This window comes from Bradyrhizobium sp. JR4.1 (assembly GCF_040548605.1).
Taxonomy (GTDB): Bacteria; Pseudomonadota; Alphaproteobacteria; order Rhizobiales; family Xanthobacteraceae; genus Bradyrhizobium; species Bradyrhizobium canariense.
In genome coordinates, this window is sequence record NZ_JBEPRY010000001.1 from 96,942 (window position 1) to 116,347 (window position 19,406).

A 19,406-nucleotide genomic window follows, 5' to 3' on the forward strand; every position below is an offset into this window, starting at 1 on the left:
GAGGATCCGATCAATTGCCGATCAGTTGCCGATCAATTGGCCTGTGCGGTGGCGGGCCGCTTCGGCTGCAGCCCGGAAGGCTGCTCCGACATCTCGGGCGAAAGGTCAATCCCGAAATCCTCCAGCCGCACCCTGAGCTCGGCCGCGATGTACTTGACATATTCCGACAGCAGCAGCCGCAAGGTGGACGCTGAGGTCCACCACGGCTCCTCGCGCCATTTGTCGCCGACCACCACGAACGGGATCAGTGTCGTCTCCGGCATCGCATGCGAGAATTCCACCAGCGCGCGCGGCATGTGATAGTTCGAGGTGACCACGATCAGCGATTTGAAGCCGCGTCCCGCGGCCCAGCGCCGCGCTTCCGCGGCATTGCCGCGGGTCGAGACCGCGGTGCGGTCGAGATCGACGCAGCAACGCATGAAGGACTGGTTCTCCGGCAGCGTCCGGGAGATGTCGCTCGCCGTCGAGGTCGGGTGCACGCCGGAGATCAGGAGCCTCCTGCCGTAGCCGGCAGCGAGCAGCTCCATCGCATCCGAGACCCGCGAGGAGCCGCCAGTCAGAACCACGATGCCGTCCGCCTTGCGGTCCGGCGCGATTTCGGCGCCGCGCAATTGCGACAGAAACGCGATGAAGCCCGCCGCCGCGCCGACGAAGGCAAGCGCAACCGTCGAGATCACGGCCGCGCGCAGCCAGCCGCGCGGCAGTTTCGGCGATCGATCGTCGGTCGGCGCGGTCATGCGATGTCAGTGATCCCTTCCCAGAGGTGATTTTAGGACGTTTTGAGGCGAAGTGGAGTCCGGTTTGTCGGCCTCAATCGATGTGGCGAAGCACTGGGGCCGCGAACCAGATTTCCCCTCTCCCCTTGTGGGAGAGGGTGGCTCGCCGCGATAGCGGCGAGACGGGTGAGGGGTATGTCTCCGCAAACTCGCCTCGACGTTCGTGCACGTGGATAGAACCCCTCATCCGGCGCTTCGCGCCACCTTCTCCCACAAGGGGAGAAGGAAAAAAACCATTTCAATCGACATCATTCAGCGTCGCGAACAGCGTCTGGCGCGAGGCGACCGCGGTGATGGCGCCGATCAGCACGGCCTGCACCGCGAGCACGATGTAGCCGGACGGCCGCAGCGAGAAGGTGCCGAGCAGCGCGGCGAACTGGTCGCCGACGGGGGTGCCGGAAAACCAGCCTGCAATCGACTCGGAGAAGCCGAACACCAGCATGGCGGCGCCACCGCCGATCACGCCGCCCTCCAGCCCCAGCCTGAGGAAATGACGCAGGAAGCGGTTGGCGATGTAGCGGTCGCCGGCGCCGACGAAATGCAGCACCTCGACGATCGGACGGTTCGCCGCCATGGCGCCGCGGGTCGCGAACGACACCGAGATGATGGTGGCGACGATGACGAGCGCGAGGATGCCGAGGCCGGCGAGCACTGTGGCGTTGGTCATCGAGCGCATGCGCTCGATCCAGGCGCGGTGATCGTCGACGCTGGCGCTTGGCGCCACCTGGGTCACGCGGGCGCGCAAGGCGCCGAGATCAAGCGCCGTGCCGGGCTGCACGCGCGCGATGATCATGCGCGGCACCGGCAGATCGTCCATCGACAGCCCGGTGCCGAGCCAGGGTTCGAGCAGCTTGCCGCTCTCGTCCTTCGTGAACGGCTTGACCTCGACGATGCCGGCTTGCGCGCGCATCGCCTCGGCCACCGCCGCGGTGTCGCGTTCGAGATCGCGGCCCGTCTGCGGGCGGACCTGAATGGTGATCTCGCTCGCGACATCCGACTGCCATTCGGCGGCGGAGGCGCTCACCAGCAGCACCGTGCCGGTCGTCATCGAGGCCAGGAAGGTCATGATGGCGACGACTGCGACCAGCGCGCGGCCGTGGATCGAGGCGCGCGGCACGATCGGCGACATGTTGCGCGCCCTGGCCGGAAGCGGCGGACCCTCCTGTCCGAGATCGACCAGCACGCCGCGCTCGTCGGGCCTACTCATAGACGTGCAGCCGTCCCTGGTGCAGCACGAAGCGTCGCGCCTCGTACTGGTCCATCAGGGCGATATCGTGGGTGGCGATGATGACGGCGGTACCTGACTTGTTGAGCTCGATGAACAGCCGCAGCAGGCGGCGGCCGAGCGTCGGATCGACGCTGCCGGTCGGCTCGTCGGCCAGCAGCAGCTGCGGTCGCGAGATCACCGCGCGCGCGATCGCCGCGCGCTGCTTCTCGCCGCCGGACAGGATCGGCGGCAGCGCGTCCATGCGTTCGCCGAGCCCGACCCATTTCAGGAGGTCGATGACCTCCTTGCGGTAGCTCGATTCGCTGCGGCCCATGACGCGGAACGGCAGCGCGACGTTCTCATAGGTCGTCATGTGGTCGAGCAGGCGGAAATCCTGGAGCACGATACCGATGCGCTTGCGCAAGTTTGCGATTTCGTCCTTGCCGAGCTGCGAGATGTCGTGACCGAACAGATTGACGAGGCCCCGCGTCGGTCGATGCGAGAGGAACAACAGGCGCAGCAATGAGGTCTTGCCGGCGCCGGACGGGCCAGTGAGAAACTGGAAAGAATGCGCCGGGATCTGGAAGTTGAGGTCGCGCAGGACCTCGGACCCCAGGCCGTAACGCAATCCGACATTTTCGAACCGAACCAAGCTCAGCTCCGTTCGAGAGAGGCCGCGGGCCGCACGGCTGTGCTCCGCTCCGCGCGATCAACGGGTTTTGCGGCCGTTATGGTTTCCGGTTCGTTAACGGTCGTCCTGTAGCATAATTGGTAGCATCTTTCCCTCTCGGTTCTCCGCGACCGTGTCACCGTCAAGACTTGTCCATGCATCAAGGCTCGTCCATGCATATCGTCTGCCCTCATTGTACGACATCCTACGCCATCAAGCCCGCGAGCCTTGGGGCGAACGGCCGGACCGTGCGCTGTTCCCGTTGCAAGGAAACCTGGGTCGCCCATGCCGAGGATGCCATCGAGGAGGCATCTGTCCCGGCCATGGCCGCAGCCAGCCGGGCCGACGACCAGTCCGATCTCGCCGAGCAGTGGAACTCATTTGCCCAGGACGACGGCGCAGCTGACGCGCCTGTCGTTGACAGCCCCTCGATCGCCAGCGACTGGCCGGACCAGGAGACCAGCGACACCGAAGACGAATGGTCGGCGGCTGCCCGGTCCGTCGAGGAGGAAGTCGTCGGCGAACAGCACCAGTCCTGGTTCCAAGGCCTGTTCGGCCGTCGCCGCGGCGCCCGAGTGCGCCGTCAAGTCGCCACCGCGGCCCCGCGAAAATCCCATTTCGGCCTGCCAACCGCCTGCGCCGCCATGGGCGCGCTAGTGCTGGCGCTGGTGATCTGGCGCGGCGATATGGTGCGACTGCTGCCGCAGACGGCCGCCTTCTACAGGATGGTCGGCCTCGAAGTTAACCTGCGCGCACTGGCCTTCAAGGACGTCAAGCTCTCCAGCGAGACCGTGGACGGTAAGCAGGTGCTGGTGATCGAGGGCGTGATCGTGGGCCAGGGCAAGAAGCCGCTCGACATTCCCCGGTTGCGCTTCGCGGTGCGCGACGCGCAAGGCGCGGAAATCTACGCCTGGAACACCGTTCTGGAACAGACCGTGCTACAGCCCGGCGAGCGCGCCTTCTTCCGCTCGCGCCTGGCCTCGCCGCCCCCGGAGGGCCGCAATATCGACGTTCGCTTCTTCAACCGGCGCGACATCGCCGGCGGCAGCGTATAATCGATTTCGCAGGTCAAGGTTCGTCTCATGTCCAAAATCCTGATCGCCGACGACGAGGATTCGATGCGCCAGCTGGTGGCACGCGCCATCGCCATGGACGGGCACGAGATCGTCACCGCACAAGACGGCGCCGAGGCGCTGGAGATCCTGACCCGCGCGGGCGGCCAGTTCGACCTGCTGCTCACCGACATCCAGATGCCGGTGATGGATGGCATCGCGCTGGCGCTTTCCGTCGCACGCGATTTCCCCGATTTGACCATTCTGCTGATGACCGGCTTTGCCGACCAGCGCGAGCGCGCCTCGAATCTCAATGCGCTGGTGCATGACGTCGTGACCAAGCCGTTCTCGGTCGCCGACATCCGCACGGCGGTGGCGGATGCGCTGGCGGCGAAGAAGGGGTAGCAGGCGGGGTCGTAGCTTGTAGCCCGCATGAGCGCAGCGACGTGCGGGACCGGCGGCCCCGGATATCGCTTCGCTCTTCCGGGCTACGAAAGCTGCGACAACCTCAAAAATCCTTCAGCAGCCGCTCGATGTAGTCGAGTTCGATCTGCGGGCGCGAGCTATCCCCCAAGCGGCGGCGGAGCTCCTCGAGGATGCGCCGGACGCGCTGGGCGTCGATCTCGCCGGGGATCTTGACCGTGTAGTCGTCGCTCAGATCGCGGCCGTGAAGGGGGCGGCCGAGCGGATCGGTCTGATTGCCGCCGCTCTGCTGGCGGCCGGGCCGGTTGCCGGGACCATCGCCCTGCCCGTCGCCATCGCCCTGCTGCATCGCCTCGGCCATCTTCTGCGCGCCCTTGCGCAAGGCCTCGAGCGCTTTCCCCTGCGCGTCCACGGCACCATCCGAATTGCCTTCGCCGAGCTGCGAGCCGGCATCGCCCATGGCCCCGTCGGCGGCGTCCAGACTGCCGTCGTCATCGCCCTGGTCGCCGTCCTGATCGCCATCCTGGCCCGGCTGTCCCTGCTCGCCCTGCTGACCCTTTTGCCCCTTCTGGCCCTGGCTCTTCTGGCCCTTTTGCCCCTTCTGCGTGAGGCCGCGCTTGGCGAGTTCGTCCTGCAGCTTCTTCAGGCGATCCCGCAGCGACTGCTGATCCTGCTGGAGGTCCGACATCGACTGGTCGCCCTGCTGCTTGCCGCGCGAGCGCTCACGCCGGGAATCCTGGCCCTGCTTGAAAGTCTTGTCGCGCAATTGCTGCTGCTTGCGGATCATGTCGCTGAGCTCGTTGAGCGCCTGCTCCATGTCGCTGTCGCCGGATTGCCCGGGCTGCGCCATCTGGAGATTTTCCATGATCTGCGCGAGCTGCTCGAGCATGCGCTGAGCCGCTTCTTTGTTGCCTTCGCGCGCCGCCTTCTCGATTTGCTTCAGCAATTCGTCGAGGTCGCGCTGCGTGATGACGGAACGATCGCGATTGGAGGATTGGCTCTTTTCCGTCGCGCGCTTGTAGTCCTCGAGCTTCTGAATCGCATCGGATTGATTGTTGAGGCTCTTGCCGGATTCCTTCTGCCTGAGGCTGTCGCCGGAATCCTGCATCGCCTTTTCAGCGCCATCGAGCAGGGCATCGACATCCTGATCCTGCTGGGCAGCCACGGGCGAGACGCCTCCCAACAGGAAGGCGAGGCAGGCGATCGAGATCGCCTTCAAGACTGGCACGCGTGCTAGCTTCCGCATTTACGGTCTCGCGTCGACTGGTTGGCACCGTCGTTGCCCGGCTTCGCCCGGTTGTTCGCCGACTTGCGATAGGCCTGAAGCTGCTCGCGCAACGCGTCCTGCTGCTTCGCCAGCTCTTCGAGCTGCTCGGGCGTGGCGTTCTGGGTCTTTTGTTTCAGCTCGACAGACTTGTCGAGGATGAGCTGAACCTCTGCCGGGAAAGGCTGCCGCGGTCCAAGCGGATTCTGCTCGGCGCGCCGGGCGAGATCGCGCACCTTGCCGGCCATCGCCTCGCGAAGCTTTTGCGTCAGCGCCTTGATCTCGTCCTCGCTGGCGCCGCGTTCCAGCGCCCGCTTGAGCGCGTCCTGGGCCGAGCGCAGCGCGGCGTTGACGCTGCCGGCGACACCGTCGTCCTCGATGGTGACCGCGAACGCCCACATGCTTCCCACCACATCGCGCAGCGCGTCGTCGGTGCGGGCGGCTTCCAGCTGCAGCGCCAGGCTGCGCAGGCCGAGATAGCAGCCCGCATCCGGCGTGAACAATTCGGGCGCGATCATCAGCGCGTCGAGCGCGGCGTAGACATCCGAATTCTTGTTGGCGTCGAGCGCGAGGATGCGGCGCTGTTCGACCAGCGCGCGCGCGAGCGAGTTGGTGAACAGTCGCTCGGGCAGGCGCATGTTGAAGGGCTCGCTCCGGGCCTCGTTGCCGGCCTCGTCCTTGGCGGTGAGGGTCAGCGTGACATCGGCGCCGGCATAGGGATCCTCGCTGAGATCCTTCACCGTCTGGCCGACGCCGTTGCGGGTGCGCGCATTCGGCAGCACGAGCGGGAATTGCGGAGGCTGGAATAGCGGCCGCGCGGCAGCCTTGGTGTCGGCCTCCTTGCTGCCATCCTTGACACCATCTTTGGCGTCGGCGGGACGCAGGCCGATTTGTGCGTCGGCGCCGGTGACGCCGTAATCGTCCTCGACCTTGTAGGTGAGCTGGAGTCCGCCACGGGCCTGGCGCTCGGGATCCTTGGCCAGCGCGATCGTCGGCGCACGATCCGGCGTTGCCGCAAACGCCCATTGCGGCTGGCCAGAGGGCGCACGGACATGCGCGGTGCCGTCGCCGCTGATGGTAAAATGCTTCTCGTTGGTGCCCTTGGGCGCAGCTTCGGTAGGCGCGACCTCCTTGAGGCCGCCGGAGACGGCAACATCCAGGCTGCCGCCGGAGGAGCGAACGATCAGGGTCGAACCAGCGGGAACGGCAAGCGGGCCGCTGGCCGGCAGCGCCGCGGCCTCCTTGTTCGCGGCCGACAGGATGACCGGAGGCTTGCCGGTGTAGAGCGGCGGCGTGACCCAGGCATCGACGCGAACATTCGCCGGGGCCAGCATGCCGTTCAAGTGGAAGGCGGCTCCGAGCCGCATCGCACGCTCGTCGCCGGCGGCGAAGAACGTCGCAACCAGCATCACCATGACCAGCGCGCGCAGCGCCCAGGGATCATGCAGAGCGAGCCGGGGCCTCGGCAGACCGGCGCGGATGCGCTTGATCGAAGCCAACGTGCGCTCACGCTGCGCCCGCCACAATGCCTGCGCAACCGGGTCCTGCGAACTCAGCGTGTCCGTCAGCGTGGTGGCCGGCCGATGACGGATGCCGGAGCCGCGATCGAGCCGGGCCAGCGCCTCCTCGCGGCTCGGCCAGCGAAAGCGACTCAACGGGAACAGGACGGCAATCGCGATGCCGGCGAAAACCACGAGCCCGATAGCGCGGGCAATGAAGGGCAGCGCCAGCCAGAGGCCGGCCCAGGACACCACAAGGAACAGGCCGACGACAGTGAGAAGCCGCGCCAAATTCGGCCAGGCACGCTCCCACGCGATGGCATAAGTGGCCCGCTGCAGGGCTTGCGCCAGCTTCAGCCGCGACAGAGCGTCGCCATCGCGGATCGGGTCTGACGGGTCGGGGGTGACGCCGTTCAATCAACTCTCCAGGTTGCCCGGTAGAGAAGCGTACCACAACGGCAGCACTGAGGCATCCGTTCCTGTACGGGAGACACCCCTTTTCCCGCATAACACGAGGACGTGACTGACCCGCCGCAACCCCGTAATTTCCGCGCCGCCAGCCAAGAAAAACGCAAGAGAAGCAAAGGAAACGCCATGGACAAGAAGATGCATGACAAGGGCCTGGAAGTCCGCAAAGCGGTGCTGGGCGAGGCCTATGTCAACAACGCCCTGAAGACCGTCGACGATTTCAACCGTCCGTTCCAGGAGATGCTCAACGAATATTGCTGGGGCACCGTGTGGGGCCGCGAGGAGCTGCCGCGCAAGACCCGCAGCATGCTCAACATCGCGATGATCGCGATCCTCAATCGTCAGCACGAATTCCGCGCGCATCTGAAGGGCGCCCTCACCAACGGCGTCAGCCGCGACGAGATCCGCGAGATCCTGATGCAGGTCGCAATCTATGGTGGCATGCCGGCCGCGGTCGACAGTTTTCGAATCGCGCGCGAGGTGTTCGCGGAGATCGACGGCAAGGCGTGAGCGGTGCCGGCGTGAGGGACGGGGACGCGACGTCCCTCTCCCACGTCGTCCTGGCGAAAGCCAGGACCCATAGCCCCCGGCAGGTGTGGTTACGGGGACTCGGAGTTGCCACTTCGCGCCACAACCTCTCCCTGGGGTAATGGGTCCTGGCTTTCGCCAGGACGACACCGAGGATGGATGCGCGCGATCAACAACAACGAACATTCAACACAAGGAAACACCATGGACATCGGATTCATCGGCCTCGGAAACATGGGTTTCCCGATGGCGCGGCGGCTGATCGAGGCCGGCAACCGGCTCGTCGTGTTCGACACGCGCCGGGAGGCCGTCGACAAGCTGGTGGCGCGCGGCGCCATCGCGGCGATGTCGCCGAAGGAGGTCGCCGACCAGGTCGAGACGGTCATGGCGAGCCTGCCTTCGCTGCAGGCGTCGCTCGCGGTTGCGACGGGACCGGACGGCGTGATCGAGGGAAGCCGCGTCAAACGCTTCATCGATCTCTCCACCGTCGGCTCGGCGATGGCAGTGAAGATTCACGGCCTGCTCGCCAAGCATGACATCGTGCAGATCGACTGCCCCGTCTCCGGCGGCGTCGGCGGCGCCGAGAAGGGCACGCTCGCGGTGATGGTCTCGGGGCCGAAGACCGAGTTCGAGCTGCTCAAGCCCGCGCTCGACATCATCGGAAAGGTGTTCTTCATCGGCGAGAAGCCCGGCGCGGCGCAGACCATGAAGCTCGCCAACAACTTCTTGTCGGCCACCGCGATCGTGGCGACCTCGGAAGCGGTGGTGATGGGCGTCAAGGCAGGGCTCGATCCTGCCGTGATGATCGACGTCATCAATGCCGGCTCCGGCATGAACACCGCAAGCCGCGACAAGTTTCCGCGCGCGGTGCTGCCGCGCAGCTTCGACTTCGGCTTCGCCACGGGACTGATGGTGAAGGACGTGCGGCTGGCGCTGGAGGAGATGAAGCAGCTCGGCCTGTCGATGGAGGTCGCAGATGCGGTCGGGCGGTTGTGGGAGACGGTCCTCAGCGCGGAAGGCGCCGAGTCCGATTTCACCGCGGCGATCAAGCCGATCGAGAAGAAGGCGGGCGTCGTGGTTGGCGGCAGGCCACCCAGCTAGCGCCAACACGAGAACGCAGCGCCGACGACCGGCGCTGCGCTGTCCTCCTTGGATCGATCTGCTACGTGCGGCGTCTGCCAAGGTCCGGAAGGTCGATCGGCTGCTCCAGTTGCAGGGAGGCCGAGCCCCCGCTGCATTTGATGTACTTCTCGTCGCACCTGCGCATGCACCGTCTCTCGCTCGAGCATTTCGCAGAGGTGTTGTTGCAGCTGACCCATGTGATGTCGCACCGCGTGACCCGGGCCGACGCGACGCCGGAAAGTCCGAGCAGGAAGGCCACGCTGCAAGCTACGAAAAGCATGCGAAGCAGGCCAGCGCCGGCGAGTGAACCGTTCATTCCAATCTCCTGTGTTGGCCGGGCACGTCTGCGCCTGCGGCCGAGTGTTTGACGAAGACGCAGTTCAAGCCTTGGCGAGATAGGGGATCGTGCCGGCCAAGTCCGTATCGTCGATCAACTGGAAGCGGCTCTCGCTGCCGCCCCTGCGCGCTGCCGCGAAGCGGCCGTAGGCGGGATCAGCGACGAAGGACTCCGCTGCCTTCGCGGTTGGAAACGACATGATCGCGATCAGCGATGTGTCGAGAGGGGCACCTTCAAGGGTTTTCACATTGCCGCTGCGGGAAAGATACTTGCCGCCATGCTTGTGCACCAACTCGTGGACGGACGCTGCGTAGTCCGGCACCCACTTTCCGTCAGTCACTTTGATGTCCGCGATCAGATACGCTGTCATGTCGTGTCTCCTGGCTCGAGTTCAGCTCCGCGTTGATACAGGCGGGCATCATTTGGGTGCCAGAACACGGCGCGGGCTCGCCAGTACGGGAACTGTAGCGGGGCGATACAAATACTGAATTGCGCCGCCCTGGATCAGCTCGCCAGCTTGCGTTCCTTGGCGAACGGGCTGAGGCCCAGCCAGCTTTGCATGGCCGCGGCAAGCTGCCGGTCGCCGGTGAGCAGCATCCGCCGGCTTGCGACGGCCGCGCGCACGGTATCGAGTCCCATCCAGATCGCCGTCATGGTGCGCAGATCAACCGACACGTAAAGGTCGACGTCGAAACCGGGATCAATCGAGCAGAGGTCGACGCCGTCGTCGGGATCGACGATCAGCCACCACAATCGCTGCGTCGAAGGCATTTCCGGATAGGCGAACTGCAGCACGCTGCGGCGGGTCGGCATCGGGGTCGTGTTCAGATTCCGCCGCATGTCCCACATCAACAGCTGGACATCGAGATGCTGAAGCGACAGATGCGACTCGATGCGGCGCTGGCCCCAGATGCCGAACGCCTCGACGATGGGGCCGAGTTCGCGTCCGGCGGCGGTCAGCTGATACTCGATCACGCCGCGCTCGGAAGTCGACGGCTGGCGGATCACGATGCCTGCAGCTTCGAGTTCCTTCAGGCGCTGGGAAAGCAGCGCAGGCGACATGCGGGGAACGCCGCGGCGCAACTCGTTGAACCGGGTCGAGCCGGCGACGAGTTCACGTAGCAGTACGACGGTCCAGCGCGTGCATAATATCTCGGCCGCCATCGCGACCGGACAGAACTGCCTGTAGCTGCCGATGGTCATGCGGGCCTCCGTGACAAGCGAAGGCGCAAGCTTAGGGCCGCGGCGCGCGGCTTCCTAGTTCAGTTTCTGTATCAGCAGCGATTCATTCTCTGAACTGGCCGCGGACCGTGGTGAGCGTCTATTCGACCGGCATTGGCAAGCCGGCCGCCGCAATCACGGCCCGCCGGACACAGGAGATTACCATGAAGAAATACGATTCAGCGGCTTCCAGATTGCTCGTTTCGGTTCGCAGCGCCGCGATTTGCACCCTCGGCCTGGGCGTCGGCGTCATGCCGGCATCCGCAGCCAATCTGACGAGGAGCATCGAGGTCAGCAGTGCTGCGGCCGAGGTGTGGTCCGTCATCGGGCCGTTCTGCGCGATCAAGGATTGGCTGCCGCCGGTGGGGCAGTGCATTGCGGACGGCAAGTCGCCGCCAACCCGGACGCTCGTCACCAGGGACGGCAAGGCTTCGTTCGTGGAGACGCAGACTGCGCGGAACGACAAGGACTTCAGCTATTCCTACGCGTTCCTGTCGAGTCCATTGCCGGTGAGCCAGTACAAGTCGACCATCAAGGTCACAGCAAAGGGTGAAGGCGCGTCGGTGGTGACATGGACCGGCATCTACACGCCCGACCCGGGGCGGGAGAAGGAAGCGGTCGATGCCCTCGGCGGCGTCTATGATTCCGGCCTCGCCGCGATCAGGGACCGGTTCAAGAAGTAGGGGTCAATGCAGCGATGGGCGCAGCGCTAGCTGCGCTCATCGTGGACAATCACAGCCTCACAGCCACGGCGCCGGCGTATCCATCGCGATCAATTGCTCGACCTCGATGCGCGGACGCACGACGGCGTACTGGTCGCCCTTCACCAGCACCTCGGGCACCAGCGGCCTCGTATTGTAGGTGCCGGCCTGCACCGCGCCATAGGCGCCGGCGGTCATGATGGCGATCAGGTCGCCGGGCTTTGGCGTCGGCAGCGTGCGGTCGAGCGCGAGGTAGTCGCCGGTCTCGCAGACCGGGCCGACGACGTCGGCCATGATGGTCGCGGCCCCCTTCGCAGGCTGCGTCACCGGCAGAATGTCGTGATGGGCCTCGTACAGCGTCGGACGGATCAGATCGTTCATGGCGGCGTCGATGATGACGAAATTCTTGCCGTCACCGTGCTTCACATAGATCACCTTGGCGACCAGAATGCCGGCATTGCCGACGATCATGCGCCCCGGCTCGAACATCAGCGTGCAGCCGAGATTGTGGCTGACGCGCTTGACCATGGCGGCATAGGCGTCGGGCGCCGGCGGCGCCTCGCGGTCCATGTAATAGGGAATGCCGAGGCCGCCGCCGAAATCCACATGCGAGATGTTGTGGCCGTCGGCGCGCAGCGTCTGCACGAATTCGGAGAGGATGCGGAACGCGATCTCCATCTTGGAGAGGTCAGTGATCTGGCTGCCGATATGCACGTCGGTGCCTGTGACCTCGATGCCCGGCAGCTTCGCGGCGCGGGCATAGACCTCGCGGGCATGCGTAATCGGGATGCCGAACTTGTTCTCGGACTTGCCGGTCGAGATCTTTGCATGCGTGCCGGCATCGACGTCAGGATTGACACGGATCGAGATCCGCGCGGTCTTGCCCGTCTCGGTCGCAAGGCGCGACAGCAGCTCGAGCTCGGGCTCGGATTCGACGTTGAGGCAGAGGATGTCGGCGGCCAGCGCGGCGCGCAGCTCGGCTTCCGTCTTGCCGACGCCGGAGAACAGGATCTTATTGGCGGGAATGCCGGCGGCCAGCGCGCGCTTCAATTCGCCGCCGGAGACCACGTCCGCGCCGGCGCCGAGCCTGGCCAGCGTGCGCAGTACCGACTGGTTGGAATTCGCCTTCATGGCGTAGCAGACCAGCACCTTCTCGCCGGCGAAAGCGTCGGTGAAAACCCGATAGTGCCGCTCGAGCGTCGCGGTCGAATAGCAATAGAACGGCGTGCCGACGGTTGCGGCCAGCTCGGACAGATTCACCGCCTCGGCGTGCAGCACGCCGTTGCGATAGTCAAAATGGTTCATGGCGTTGGCTCAGTTGCCCCAGCCTATCGGCTGGGTCTTTCGTCCAGCAGCGGGTCGAGGATGAACGGTCTCTTTTTGCCCTTGGTCGCCGCCGGTGCGGCGTCCGCGCCATAGGTGGGATTGAACACGCTCGGCGTCCTCTCGGCTTCGGTCTCGGTGTCGGTCGGTGGCGCGATGTTCGCCGTGGACGCGCTGGAGGCGGTCGGCGGCAGATCCAGCGGGCCCTTGCGGCCACAGCCGGCAAGCGCGAGCGCCGTCAGGCTCAAGACAATGATGGCCCACCCCGAGCCGGCCGGGCGAAACTTTGACGTCACGACGAAATCCCCACTACGCGCGGCGCACCATACAGAGATTGGCGCGCTCTGGCGAGACCCGGATGATCATGAAACATAAGCGAAATTTTGCCCCTCAGCCCAATTTTCGCTCTTTTTCCAGCCGCCTCAGCCAGGCCTTGGCCTGCGATGCCACGTTCTTCGGTGCGGTGCCGCCGAAGCTGGTCCGGCTCTTCACCGACGATTCGACCGAGAGCACGCCGAGCACGTCTTTCGTGATCTTCGCTTCGATTGCCTGCATCTCCTTGAGCGGGAGCTCGTGCAGCGCCACGCCGCCCTCGGCGGCTTTCGCGACGATGCGGCCGGTGACGTGGTGGGCCTCGCGGAACGGCATCTTCAGCGTCCGCACCAGCCAGTCGGCAAGATCGGTCGCGGTGGCGTAGCCCTCGCCTGCAGCAAGCTTCATCTTCGCTTCATCAGGCACGAGATCCCGGACCATGCCGGTCATGGCGCGGATGGCGAGCGACAGCGCGGCGAAGCCTTCCATGGCGCCCTGCTTGTCCTCCTGCATGTCCTTTTGATAGGCGAGCGGCAGGCCTTTCATCACGATCAGCAACCCATTGAGCGCGCCGATCACGCGGCCGGTCTTGGCGCGCACCAGCTCGGCGGCGTCAGGATTGCGCTTCTGCGGCATGATCGAGGATCCCGTGGTGAACTTGTCGCTGAGGCGGATCATGCCGACCAGCGGCGAGGTCCAGATCACGATCTCCTCGGCGAAGCGCGACATGTGCACGGCGCAGATCGAGGCCGCCGACAGCGTCTCCAGCACGAAGTCGCGATCGGAAACCGCATCGAGCGAGTTGGCCATCGGACGATCAAAACCGAGCGCCTTCGCCGTGGCGTGACGATCGATCGGGAACGAGGTACCGGCGAGCGCCGCAGCTCCGAGCGGGGATTCGTTCAGCCGCTTGCGCGCGTCCTGGAAACGGCCGCGATCGCGCGCGGCCATCTCGACATAGGCGAGCAGATGGTGGCCGAAGGTCACCGGCTGCGCGGTCTGCAGGTGCGTGAAGCCGGGCATGACCGTTCCGGCATGCTCCAGCGCGCGCTCGACCAGCGCCTGCTGGAACGCGGCGAGTGAGGCGTCGGTCTCATCGAGGACATCGCGGACATAGAGACGGAAATCGGTCGCGACCTGGTCGTTGCGCGAGCGCGCGGTGTGGAGGCGGCCGGCGGCGGGGCCGATCAGCTCGGACAGCCGGCTCTCCACATTCATGTGAATGTCCTCGAGCGCGCGCTTGAATTCGAAGCCGCCCTTGCCGATCTCTGACAAAATCGTGTCTAGACCCTTGCCGATATTTTTCGCATCAGAGGCTGTGATGATGCCCTGCGCGGCCAGCATCGCGGCGTGGGCCTTGGACGCGGCAATGTCCTGGGCAAAGAGGTGACGATCGACGTCGATGGAGACGTTGATCTCTTCCATGATCTCGTCGGGGCGTTCCGAGAACCGGCCGCCCCACATCTTGTTGCTCATGATCCCCTGCTCACGCCTTGCCTGTCGCCGCCGCACGTTTGCTGACGGCTGCCAGCCGTATTAAGAGGCCTCTGATAGCCATATCTGCGACCGGATGACAAACGATATGCTCGACCCCAACGACAGGCTCGACCAACGGACAGCACGGTCGGCCACGCGCCGTATCCCCGCCGTCATCGCCACCGTGGTGGTCGGAGGCCTGGCTGGCTTTGCCGCGCTGTACGGGCTGGGCCTGGGCCGGGCCCCATCCGGCGATCCCGCCTGCCGGACGGCGGTGAACACCGCACAGAAGATCGCCCCGCTCGCCCATGGCGAGGTAGCGGCGCTGACCATGGCGACCGCACCGCTGAAGCTGCCGGACCTGGCCTTCGAGGACGCCGACGGCAAGCCGAAGAAGCTGTCAGATTTCCGCGGCAAGACGCTGCTGGTGAACCTCTGGGCCACCTGGTGCGTGCCATGTCGAAAAGAGATGCCGGCGCTGGACGAGCTCCAGGGCAAGCTGTCAGGCCCGAATTTCGAGGTGGTGGCGATCAATATCGATACCCGCGACCCCGAGAAGCCTAAGACGTTTCTGAAAGAGGCCAATCTTATCAGGCTCGGCTATTTCAACGATCAGAAAGCCAAGGTTTTTCAGGATCTTAAGGCGATAGGCCGGGCCTTGGGCATGCCCACCTCGGTGCTGGTCGATCCTCAAGGCTGCGAGATCGCGACGATCGCGGGGCCGGCGGAATGGGCGAGCGAGGATGCGCTCAAGCTGATCCGGGCTGCGACGGGCAAAGCCGCCGCGTCGTTCTAAGCGATGATGTTTAGGCGGTGACGTTGATGTTGCCGCCGACGCCGGCGCCGACATTGGCGAGCGAGGGCTGTCCGGCGCCGAGCAGCGTCAGGACGGTGGATTTCTCCGCATCCGCGTTCTGCTTCATCAGCGTCGCCGAGATATTCGACTGCAGCGCGCCTTGCTGAGAGGCCAGCATGCTGCTGACCATCGCCATCATGTCCATTACGCAAACCCTCGTACCGCGCGTAACCTAGAGGCGAGCGGTTAACGGGACATGAATTGTCACGAAGCGCTGTAGGGGGCTTTGTCCGTGTTCCGGACGCGGGCGGCACGAAGTGACGCACCGCAGAGCCGGGGCACGAGACCGCTTATCTCGTCGGAACCGGCTTGGCGCCGCGATAGTCATAGAAACCGCGTTGGGTCTTGCGACCGAGCCAGCCCGCCTCGACGTATTTCACCAGCAACGGGCACGGGCGGTACTTGGAGTCGGCGAGGCCCTCATGCAGCACCTGCATGATCGACAGGCAGGTATCGAGACCGATGAAATCGGCGAGCTCCAGCGGGCCCATCGGATGGTGCGCCCCGAGCTTCATCGCCGCGTCGATCGCCTCCACGTTGCCCACGCCTTCGTACAGCGTGTAAATCGCCTCGTTGATCATCGGCAGCAGGATGCGGTTGACGATGAAGGCCGGGAAATCCTCGGAGACCGCGACCTGTTTGCCGAGCTTGCCGACGAATTCCTTTGACGCCTCGAAGGTCTGGTCGTCCGTGGCGATACCGCGGATCAGCTCCACCAGTTCCATCAACGGCACCGGATTCATGAAGTGAATGCCGATGAAGCGTTCGGGCCGGTCGGTGGCGGCGGCGAGCCGGGTGATCGAGATCGAGGAGGTATCGGAGGCAACGATCGCCTCCGGCTTCAACACGGCGCAGAGATCGTGGAAAATCTTGCGCTTGACCTCTTCCTTCTCGACCGCGGTCTCGATCACGAGATCGCAGTCTGCGAGATCGTCCAGCTTTTCGCCGGCCACGATACGCGCCATCGCCTTGGCTTTGTCGTCCTCGCTAACGGCTTTCTTGGAGACCTGGCGCGTCAGGTTACCGTTGATCGTGGCCATGCCTGACTTGAGGCGGTCGGTCGAAATGTCGTTGAGCACCACGTCGAAGCCGGCCAGCGCAGCGACATGCGCGATGCCATTGCCCATCTGCCCCGCGCCGATCACGCCGACCTTCTTGATTACTGCCGCCATAATGTCATCCACCGGAACGGCGCGCTATCAACCGCGCCTGCCTATCCCCCGAGCCGGGAGATCCGATTTAATCAGAACCCGGCCTCGAAACCTAGATTGGATCGCTTCGAAGGCGTGTCCCACGCCAAAGAAAACGCCTCAAAAAGCAACACCGGCCGGAGTTTATAGCTCCGGCCGGTGTTTTAGCGCGTTTTACTTGCCGAGCTTGCCGAGTTCGGCGGTCAGCTCCGGAACCGCCTGGTAGAGGTCGGCGACCAGGCCGTAATCGGCAACCTGGAAGATCGGCGCGTCCTCGTCCTTGTTGATCGCGACGATCACCTTGGAGTCCTTCATGCCGGCCAGATGCTGGATCGCGCCGGAAATGCCGACCGCGACATAGAGCTCGGGGGCCACGACCTTGCCGGTCTGGCCGACCTGCCAGTCGTTCGGCGCATAGCCCGCATCCACCGCGGCACGCGAAGCGCCGACACCGGCGCCGAGCTTGTCGGCGAGCGGCTCGATGTACTTTGCGAAGTTCTCGCGGCTCTGCATGGCGCGGCCACCGGAGACGATGATCTTGGCCGAGGTCAGCTCGGGACGGTCGCTCTTTGCGACTTCCTCGCCGACAAAGGACGACAGGCCCGGATCGGCCGCCGCCGCGACGCTCTCGACCGACGCGCTGCCGCCTTCGCCCGCTGCAGCGAAGGTGGAGGTGCGCACCGTGATGACCTTCTTGGCGTCCTTGGACTTCACCGTCTGGATGGCGTTGCCGGCGTAGATCGGACGCTCATAGGTGTCGGGGGCGACCACCTTGGTGATTTCCGAGACCTGCATGACGTCAAGCAGGGCCGCGACGCGCGGCATCACGTTCTTGAAGCGCGAGGTCGCGGGCGCGACGATGGCGTCGTAGCCGGGAGCCAGCGAGACGATCAGCGCGGCCAGTGGCTCGGCCAGATCGTGCGCGTAAAGCGCGCCGTCGGCGAGCAGCACCTTCTTCACACCGGCAAGCTTTGCGGCCGCGTCCGCCGCGGCCTTCGCATTCTCGCCGGCCACCAGAACCTCGACATCCGCGCCGAGCGCGGCCGCTGCGGTCAGGGCCTTGTTGGTCGCATCCTTGAGCGACGCATTGTCGTGTTCGGCAATCAGAAGCGTCGTCATCAGAGCACCCCGGCTTCGTTCTTGAGTTTCGACACCAGCTCGGCGACGTCCTTGACCTTGACGCCCGCCTTGCGGCCCGCCGGCTCGGTCGTGTTGAGAACCTCGAGGCGCGCGGTGAGATCGACGCCGTAATCGGCGGCGGTCTTGTCCGCAATCGGCTTCTTTTTGGCCTTCATGATGTTCGGCAACGAGGCGTAGCGCGGCTCGTTGAGACGGAGATCGGTGGTCACGATGGCCGGTCCCTTCAGCTTCACGGTCTGCAAGCCGCCGTCGACTTCGCGGGTGACCTTGAAGTCGCTGCCTTCAACCTCGAGCTTCGAGGCGAAGGTCGCCTGCGACCAGCCGAGCAGCGCGGCCAGCATCTGGCCGGTCTGATTGCTGTCGTCGTCGATCGCCTGCTTGCCGAGAATGATCAGGCCCGGCTGCTCTTCGTCCGCAATCTTCTTCAGGATCTTGGCGACAGCGAGCGGCTCGACCGCGCCCTCGGCCTTCACCAGGATGCCGCGATCGGCGCCCATGGCGAGACCGGTGCGGATCGTCTCCGACGCCTGCGCCGGTCCGATGGAGATCACCACGACTTCGGTCGCCTTGCCGGCTTCCTTCAGGCGCAGCGCTTCTTCGACCGCAATTTCGTCGAACGGGTTCATCGACATTTTGACGTTGGCGAGTTCAACACCCGATCCATCGCTCTTGACGCGGACCTTGACGTTGTAATCGACCACCCGCTTTACCGGCACCAAGACCTTCATCGATCCTCTTTCACTCAATCTGGGAGGGGGTTATCAACTGGCGCGGAACCTAAAGGCCTGATCCGGCCCGGTCAACGCGCGAAGGGGTCTAATTTTGGCGCCCAGAAATGCGCGGCCCAATGGGTCAGCGGTTCTGGCCCGGAACCCAGAGCACGTCACCGGCGCCGTCATCGTTGGCGGCGCGGCTCGCCACGAACAGGAAGTCCGACAGGCGGTTCATATATTGGATGCCAGCGGCACCAACGGGCTCGTCCGGCCGGGCCGCCAGTTCCACCATCACACGTTCCGCCCTGCGGCAAATCGTACGGGCGACATGGAGGTAGGCGGCGGCTGGCGTGCCGCCCGGCAGCACGAAGGAGGTCAGGGGAGCCAGCTTGTCGTTGAGCGCGTCGATGTCGCGCTCGAGCCGCTCGACCTGGCTCGCCACGACCCGCAACCGCTCCGCCTTGCCCTCACGTTCGGGCACCGCGAGGTCCGCGCCGAGGTCGAACAGGTCGTTCTGAATCCGCCCGAGCATTGCGTCGAGTTCGGGCGCATCCTTTGTGTACAGACGGACGACGCCGATCGCGGCATTGGTCTCATCGACCGTGCCATAGGCCTCGATGCGCAGATCATATTTCGGCCGGCGCTCACCCGAGCCGAGCGCTGTCGTGCCGTCGTCACCGGTTTTCGTATAGATGCGGTTGAGCACGACCATGTTAACGCCCCATCGCCCACACGGCGACCATCGCGATGACGATCGCCACGAACTGAAGCAGCACGCGCCAGCGCATCAGCTTCTGCGAGGTGTTGGGCGAGCCGCCGCGCATCATGTTGATGAGACCGAGCAGCAGCACCAACGCCACGGCGCCGACTGCGATCGGCAGGATGAAAGTACTCAGGAGAGATGCCATTGAAGGGTAAATAACACCCTCCGCGCCGGTCCGCCATGGCGTTCCCGATCTGGCTTTTAAGCCAATAATATCAGAAGCTAGCTGGATGATTTCCGATTTGCGCGCGTGGTCTGTCTTCTTCGCCTCTCCCCGCTTGTGGGGAGAGGCCGCAATGCGCGCGCAGCGCGGCTTACGGGTGAGGGAGAATCTCCACGAGCTCAACGGTCACCGTCCCCGCGGA

General features: G+C 64.9%; 22 protein-coding genes. 6 read left to right on the top strand and 16 right to left on the bottom strand.

The features are described from left to right. Positions 1-32 precede the first annotated feature (32 nt). The 3 genes from ABIB90_RS00475 to ftsE all read right to left on the bottom strand — a co-directional run bounded on the left by ABIB90_RS00475 (position 33) and on the right by ftsE (position 2,635). Positions 33-737, bottom strand: a complete 705-nt coding sequence (locus ABIB90_RS00475) for a YdcF family protein (RefSeq protein WP_354199937.1) — start codon at positions 735-737, stop codon at positions 33-35. 277 nt (positions 738-1,014) lie between these two features. Further along, on the bottom strand, positions 1,015-1,983 hold the full coding sequence (locus ABIB90_RS00480) for a cell division protein FtsX (protein ID WP_354199938.1): 969 nt from the start codon (positions 1,981-1,983) through the stop codon (positions 1,015-1,017). Beyond that, a complete protein-coding gene (gene ftsE, locus ABIB90_RS00485) occupies positions 1,976-2,635 on the bottom strand; it encodes a cell division ATP-binding protein FtsE (protein ID WP_007597309.1) in 660 nt (219 codons plus the stop codon). The genes ABIB90_RS00480 and ftsE overlap by 8 nt, the downstream gene beginning before the upstream one ends. Before the next feature lie 191 nt (positions 2,636-2,826). Here ftsE and ABIB90_RS00490 point away from each other — a divergent pair, with 191 nt between their 5' ends. Together ABIB90_RS00490 and ABIB90_RS00495 are read left to right on the top strand one after the other, a co-directional pair. Continuing rightward, a complete protein-coding gene (locus ABIB90_RS00490) occupies positions 2,827-3,708 on the top strand; it encodes an MJ0042-type zinc finger domain-containing protein (protein WP_007597311.1) in 882 nt (293 codons plus the stop codon). A 27-nt stretch (positions 3,709-3,735) separates the two neighbouring features. Then, the gene (locus ABIB90_RS00495; protein ID WP_007597312.1) at positions 3,736-4,110 is read left to right on the top strand and encodes a response regulator; all 375 of its coding nucleotides are present in this window, start codon (positions 3,736-3,738) and stop codon (positions 4,108-4,110) included. Between the two features lie 103 nt (positions 4,111-4,213). Here ABIB90_RS00495 and ABIB90_RS00500 read toward each other — a convergent pair whose 3' ends face one another. Both ABIB90_RS00500 and ABIB90_RS00505 read right to left on the bottom strand, forming a co-directional pair. Continuing rightward, positions 4,214-5,374: a DUF4175 family protein gene (locus ABIB90_RS00500; protein ID WP_007597314.1), complete on the bottom strand. Its 1,161-nt coding sequence runs from the start codon at positions 5,372-5,374 to the stop codon at positions 4,214-4,216. After that, positions 5,362-7,308: a TIGR02302 family protein gene (locus ABIB90_RS00505; protein WP_219680475.1), complete on the bottom strand. Its 1,947-nt coding sequence runs from the start codon at positions 7,306-7,308 to the stop codon at positions 5,362-5,364. The genes ABIB90_RS00500 and ABIB90_RS00505 overlap by 13 nt, the downstream gene beginning before the upstream one ends. Before the next feature lie 177 nt (positions 7,309-7,485). Here ABIB90_RS00505 and ABIB90_RS00510 point away from each other — a divergent pair, with 177 nt between their 5' ends. Together ABIB90_RS00510 and ABIB90_RS00515 are read left to right on the top strand one after the other, a co-directional pair. Further along, on the top strand, positions 7,486-7,869 hold the full coding sequence (locus ABIB90_RS00510) for a carboxymuconolactone decarboxylase family protein (RefSeq protein WP_007597318.1): 384 nt from the start codon (positions 7,486-7,488) through the stop codon (positions 7,867-7,869). A gap of 222 nt (positions 7,870-8,091) precedes the next feature. Further along, entirely contained in the window at positions 8,092-8,988 is an 897-nt protein-coding gene (locus ABIB90_RS00515) for an NAD(P)-dependent oxidoreductase (protein WP_354126835.1), read from the top strand. Positions 8,989-9,389: 401 nt separating this feature from the next. On the opposite strand, the gene ABIB90_RS00520 is transcribed toward ABIB90_RS00515, so the two are convergent. Beyond that, positions 9,390-9,716 carry a DUF1330 domain-containing protein gene (locus ABIB90_RS00520; protein WP_219680482.1) on the bottom strand — a complete coding sequence of 109 codons (327 nt, stop codon included), beginning with the start codon at positions 9,714-9,716 and terminating at the stop codon, positions 9,390-9,392. A 134-nt stretch (positions 9,717-9,850) separates the two neighbouring features. After that, a complete protein-coding gene (locus tag ABIB90_RS00525; RefSeq protein ID WP_007597325.1) occupies positions 9,851-10,549 on the bottom strand; it encodes a winged helix-turn-helix transcriptional regulator in 699 nt (232 codons plus the stop codon). A gap of 182 nt (positions 10,550-10,731) precedes the next feature. Here ABIB90_RS00525 and ABIB90_RS00530 point away from each other — a divergent pair, with 182 nt between their 5' ends. After that, positions 10,732-11,250: an SRPBCC family protein gene (locus ABIB90_RS00530; protein ID WP_354126837.1), complete on the top strand. Its 519-nt coding sequence runs from the start codon at positions 10,732-10,734 to the stop codon at positions 11,248-11,250. A 57-nt stretch (positions 11,251-11,307) separates the two neighbouring features. On the opposite strand, the gene lysA is transcribed toward ABIB90_RS00530, so the two are convergent. The 3 genes from lysA to argH form a co-directional block, all read right to left on the bottom strand. Beyond that, complete coding sequence (gene lysA, locus ABIB90_RS00535) at positions 11,308-12,573, bottom strand: diaminopimelate decarboxylase (protein WP_354126838.1); 1,266 nt, start codon at positions 12,571-12,573, stop codon at positions 11,308-11,310. Between the two features lie 23 nt (positions 12,574-12,596). Further along, positions 12,597-12,887 carry an LPS translocon maturation chaperone LptM gene (gene lptM / locus ABIB90_RS00540; protein ID WP_007597331.1) on the bottom strand — a complete coding sequence of 97 codons (291 nt, stop codon included), beginning with the start codon at positions 12,885-12,887 and terminating at the stop codon, positions 12,597-12,599. 94 nt (positions 12,888-12,981) lie between these two features. Continuing rightward, a complete protein-coding gene (gene argH, locus ABIB90_RS00545; protein WP_219680488.1) occupies positions 12,982-14,379 on the bottom strand; it encodes an argininosuccinate lyase in 1,398 nt (465 codons plus the stop codon). A 106-nt stretch (positions 14,380-14,485) separates the two neighbouring features. On the opposite strand from argH, the gene tlpA reads away from it, so the two are divergent. Beyond that, entirely contained in the window at positions 14,486-15,175 is a 690-nt protein-coding gene (tlpA, locus tag ABIB90_RS00550) for a thiol:disulfide interchange protein TlpA (protein ID WP_354126839.1), read from the top strand. 10 nt (positions 15,176-15,185) lie between these two features. Here the strand turns inward: tlpA and ABIB90_RS00555 are convergent, their stop codons facing one another. The 6 genes from ABIB90_RS00555 to ABIB90_RS00580 all read right to left on the bottom strand — a co-directional run bounded on the left by ABIB90_RS00555 (position 15,186) and on the right by ABIB90_RS00580 (position 19,186). Beyond that, positions 15,186-15,380: a putative motility protein gene (locus ABIB90_RS00555; protein ID WP_007597338.1), complete on the bottom strand. Its 195-nt coding sequence runs from the start codon at positions 15,378-15,380 to the stop codon at positions 15,186-15,188. 145 nt (positions 15,381-15,525) lie between these two features. Further along, positions 15,526-16,407, bottom strand: coding sequence for a 3-hydroxybutyryl-CoA dehydrogenase (locus ABIB90_RS00560; protein ID WP_007597339.1), 882 nt, complete (start codon positions 16,405-16,407; stop codon positions 15,526-15,528). 192 nt (positions 16,408-16,599) lie between these two features. Continuing rightward, on the bottom strand, positions 16,600-17,544 hold the full coding sequence (locus ABIB90_RS00565; protein ID WP_007597340.1) for an electron transfer flavoprotein subunit alpha/FixB family protein: 945 nt from the start codon (positions 17,542-17,544) through the stop codon (positions 16,600-16,602). Beyond that, the gene (locus tag ABIB90_RS00570; protein ID WP_354169110.1) at positions 17,544-18,293 is read right to left on the bottom strand and encodes an electron transfer flavoprotein subunit beta/FixA family protein; all 750 of its coding nucleotides are present in this window, start codon (positions 18,291-18,293) and stop codon (positions 17,544-17,546) included. The genes ABIB90_RS00565 and ABIB90_RS00570 overlap by 1 nt, the downstream gene beginning before the upstream one ends. 124 nt (positions 18,294-18,417) lie before the next feature. Continuing rightward, positions 18,418-18,990, bottom strand: coding sequence for a cob(I)yrinic acid a,c-diamide adenosyltransferase (locus ABIB90_RS00575; protein ID WP_354199939.1), 573 nt, complete (start codon positions 18,988-18,990; stop codon positions 18,418-18,420). A 1-nt stretch (position 18,991) separates the two neighbouring features. Then, positions 18,992-19,186, bottom strand: coding sequence for a twin transmembrane helix small protein (locus ABIB90_RS00580; protein WP_027514161.1), 195 nt, complete (start codon positions 19,184-19,186; stop codon positions 18,992-18,994). Between the last annotated feature and the right edge of the window lie 220 nt (positions 19,187-19,406).

Bases quoted from the DNA above. Each gene is read 5' to 3' on its own strand.
- ABIB90_RS00565 (WP_007597340.1), bottom strand. From the start codon at position 17,544: ATGACGACGCTTCTGATTGCCGAACACGACAATGCGTCGCTCAAGGAT.
- ABIB90_RS00570 (WP_354169110.1), bottom strand. From the start codon at position 18,293: ATGAAGGTCTTGGTGCCGGTAAAGCGGGTGGTCGATTACAACGTCAAG.
- lysA (WP_354126838.1), bottom strand. From the start codon at position 12,573: ATGAACCATTTTGACTATCGCAACGGCGTGCTGCACGCCGAGGCGGTG.
- ABIB90_RS00580 (WP_027514161.1), bottom strand. From the start codon at position 19,186: ATGGCATCTCTCCTGAGTACTTTCATCCTGCCGATCGCAGTCGGCGCC.
- ABIB90_RS00515 (WP_354126835.1), top strand. From the start codon at position 8,092: ATGGACATCGGATTCATCGGCCTCGGAAACATGGGTTTCCCGATGGCG.
- tlpA (WP_354126839.1), top strand. From the start codon at position 14,486: ATGCTCGACCCCAACGACAGGCTCGACCAACGGACAGCACGGTCGGCC.
- ABIB90_RS00555 (WP_007597338.1), bottom strand. From the start codon at position 15,380: ATGGACATGATGGCGATGGTCAGCAGCATGCTGGCCTCTCAGCAAGGC.
- ABIB90_RS00575 (WP_354199939.1), bottom strand. From the start codon at position 18,990: ATGGTCGTGCTCAACCGCATCTATACGAAAACCGGTGACGACGGCACG.
- ABIB90_RS00510 (WP_007597318.1), top strand. From the start codon at position 7,486: ATGGACAAGAAGATGCATGACAAGGGCCTGGAAGTCCGCAAAGCGGTG.
- argH (WP_219680488.1), bottom strand. From the start codon at position 14,379: ATGAGCAACAAGATGTGGGGCGGCCGGTTCTCGGAACGCCCCGACGAG.
- ABIB90_RS00475 (WP_354199937.1), bottom strand. From the start codon at position 737: ATGACCGCGCCGACCGACGATCGATCGCCGAAACTGCCGCGCGGCTGG.
- ABIB90_RS00480 (WP_354199938.1), bottom strand. From the start codon at position 1,983: ATGAGTAGGCCCGACGAGCGCGGCGTGCTGGTCGATCTCGGACAGGAG.
- ABIB90_RS00490 (WP_007597311.1), top strand. From the start codon at position 2,827: ATGCATATCGTCTGCCCTCATTGTACGACATCCTACGCCATCAAGCCC.
- ABIB90_RS00530 (WP_354126837.1), top strand. From the start codon at position 10,732: ATGAAGAAATACGATTCAGCGGCTTCCAGATTGCTCGTTTCGGTTCGC.
- ABIB90_RS00520 (WP_219680482.1), bottom strand. From the start codon at position 9,716: ATGACAGCGTATCTGATCGCGGACATCAAAGTGACTGACGGAAAGTGG.
- ABIB90_RS00560 (WP_007597339.1), bottom strand. From the start codon at position 16,407: ATGGCGGCAGTAATCAAGAAGGTCGGCGTGATCGGCGCGGGGCAGATG.
- ABIB90_RS00500 (WP_007597314.1), bottom strand. From the start codon at position 5,374: ATGCGGAAGCTAGCACGCGTGCCAGTCTTGAAGGCGATCTCGATCGCC.
- ABIB90_RS00495 (WP_007597312.1), top strand. From the start codon at position 3,736: ATGTCCAAAATCCTGATCGCCGACGACGAGGATTCGATGCGCCAGCTG.
- ABIB90_RS00525 (WP_007597325.1), bottom strand. From the start codon at position 10,549: ATGACCATCGGCAGCTACAGGCAGTTCTGTCCGGTCGCGATGGCGGCC.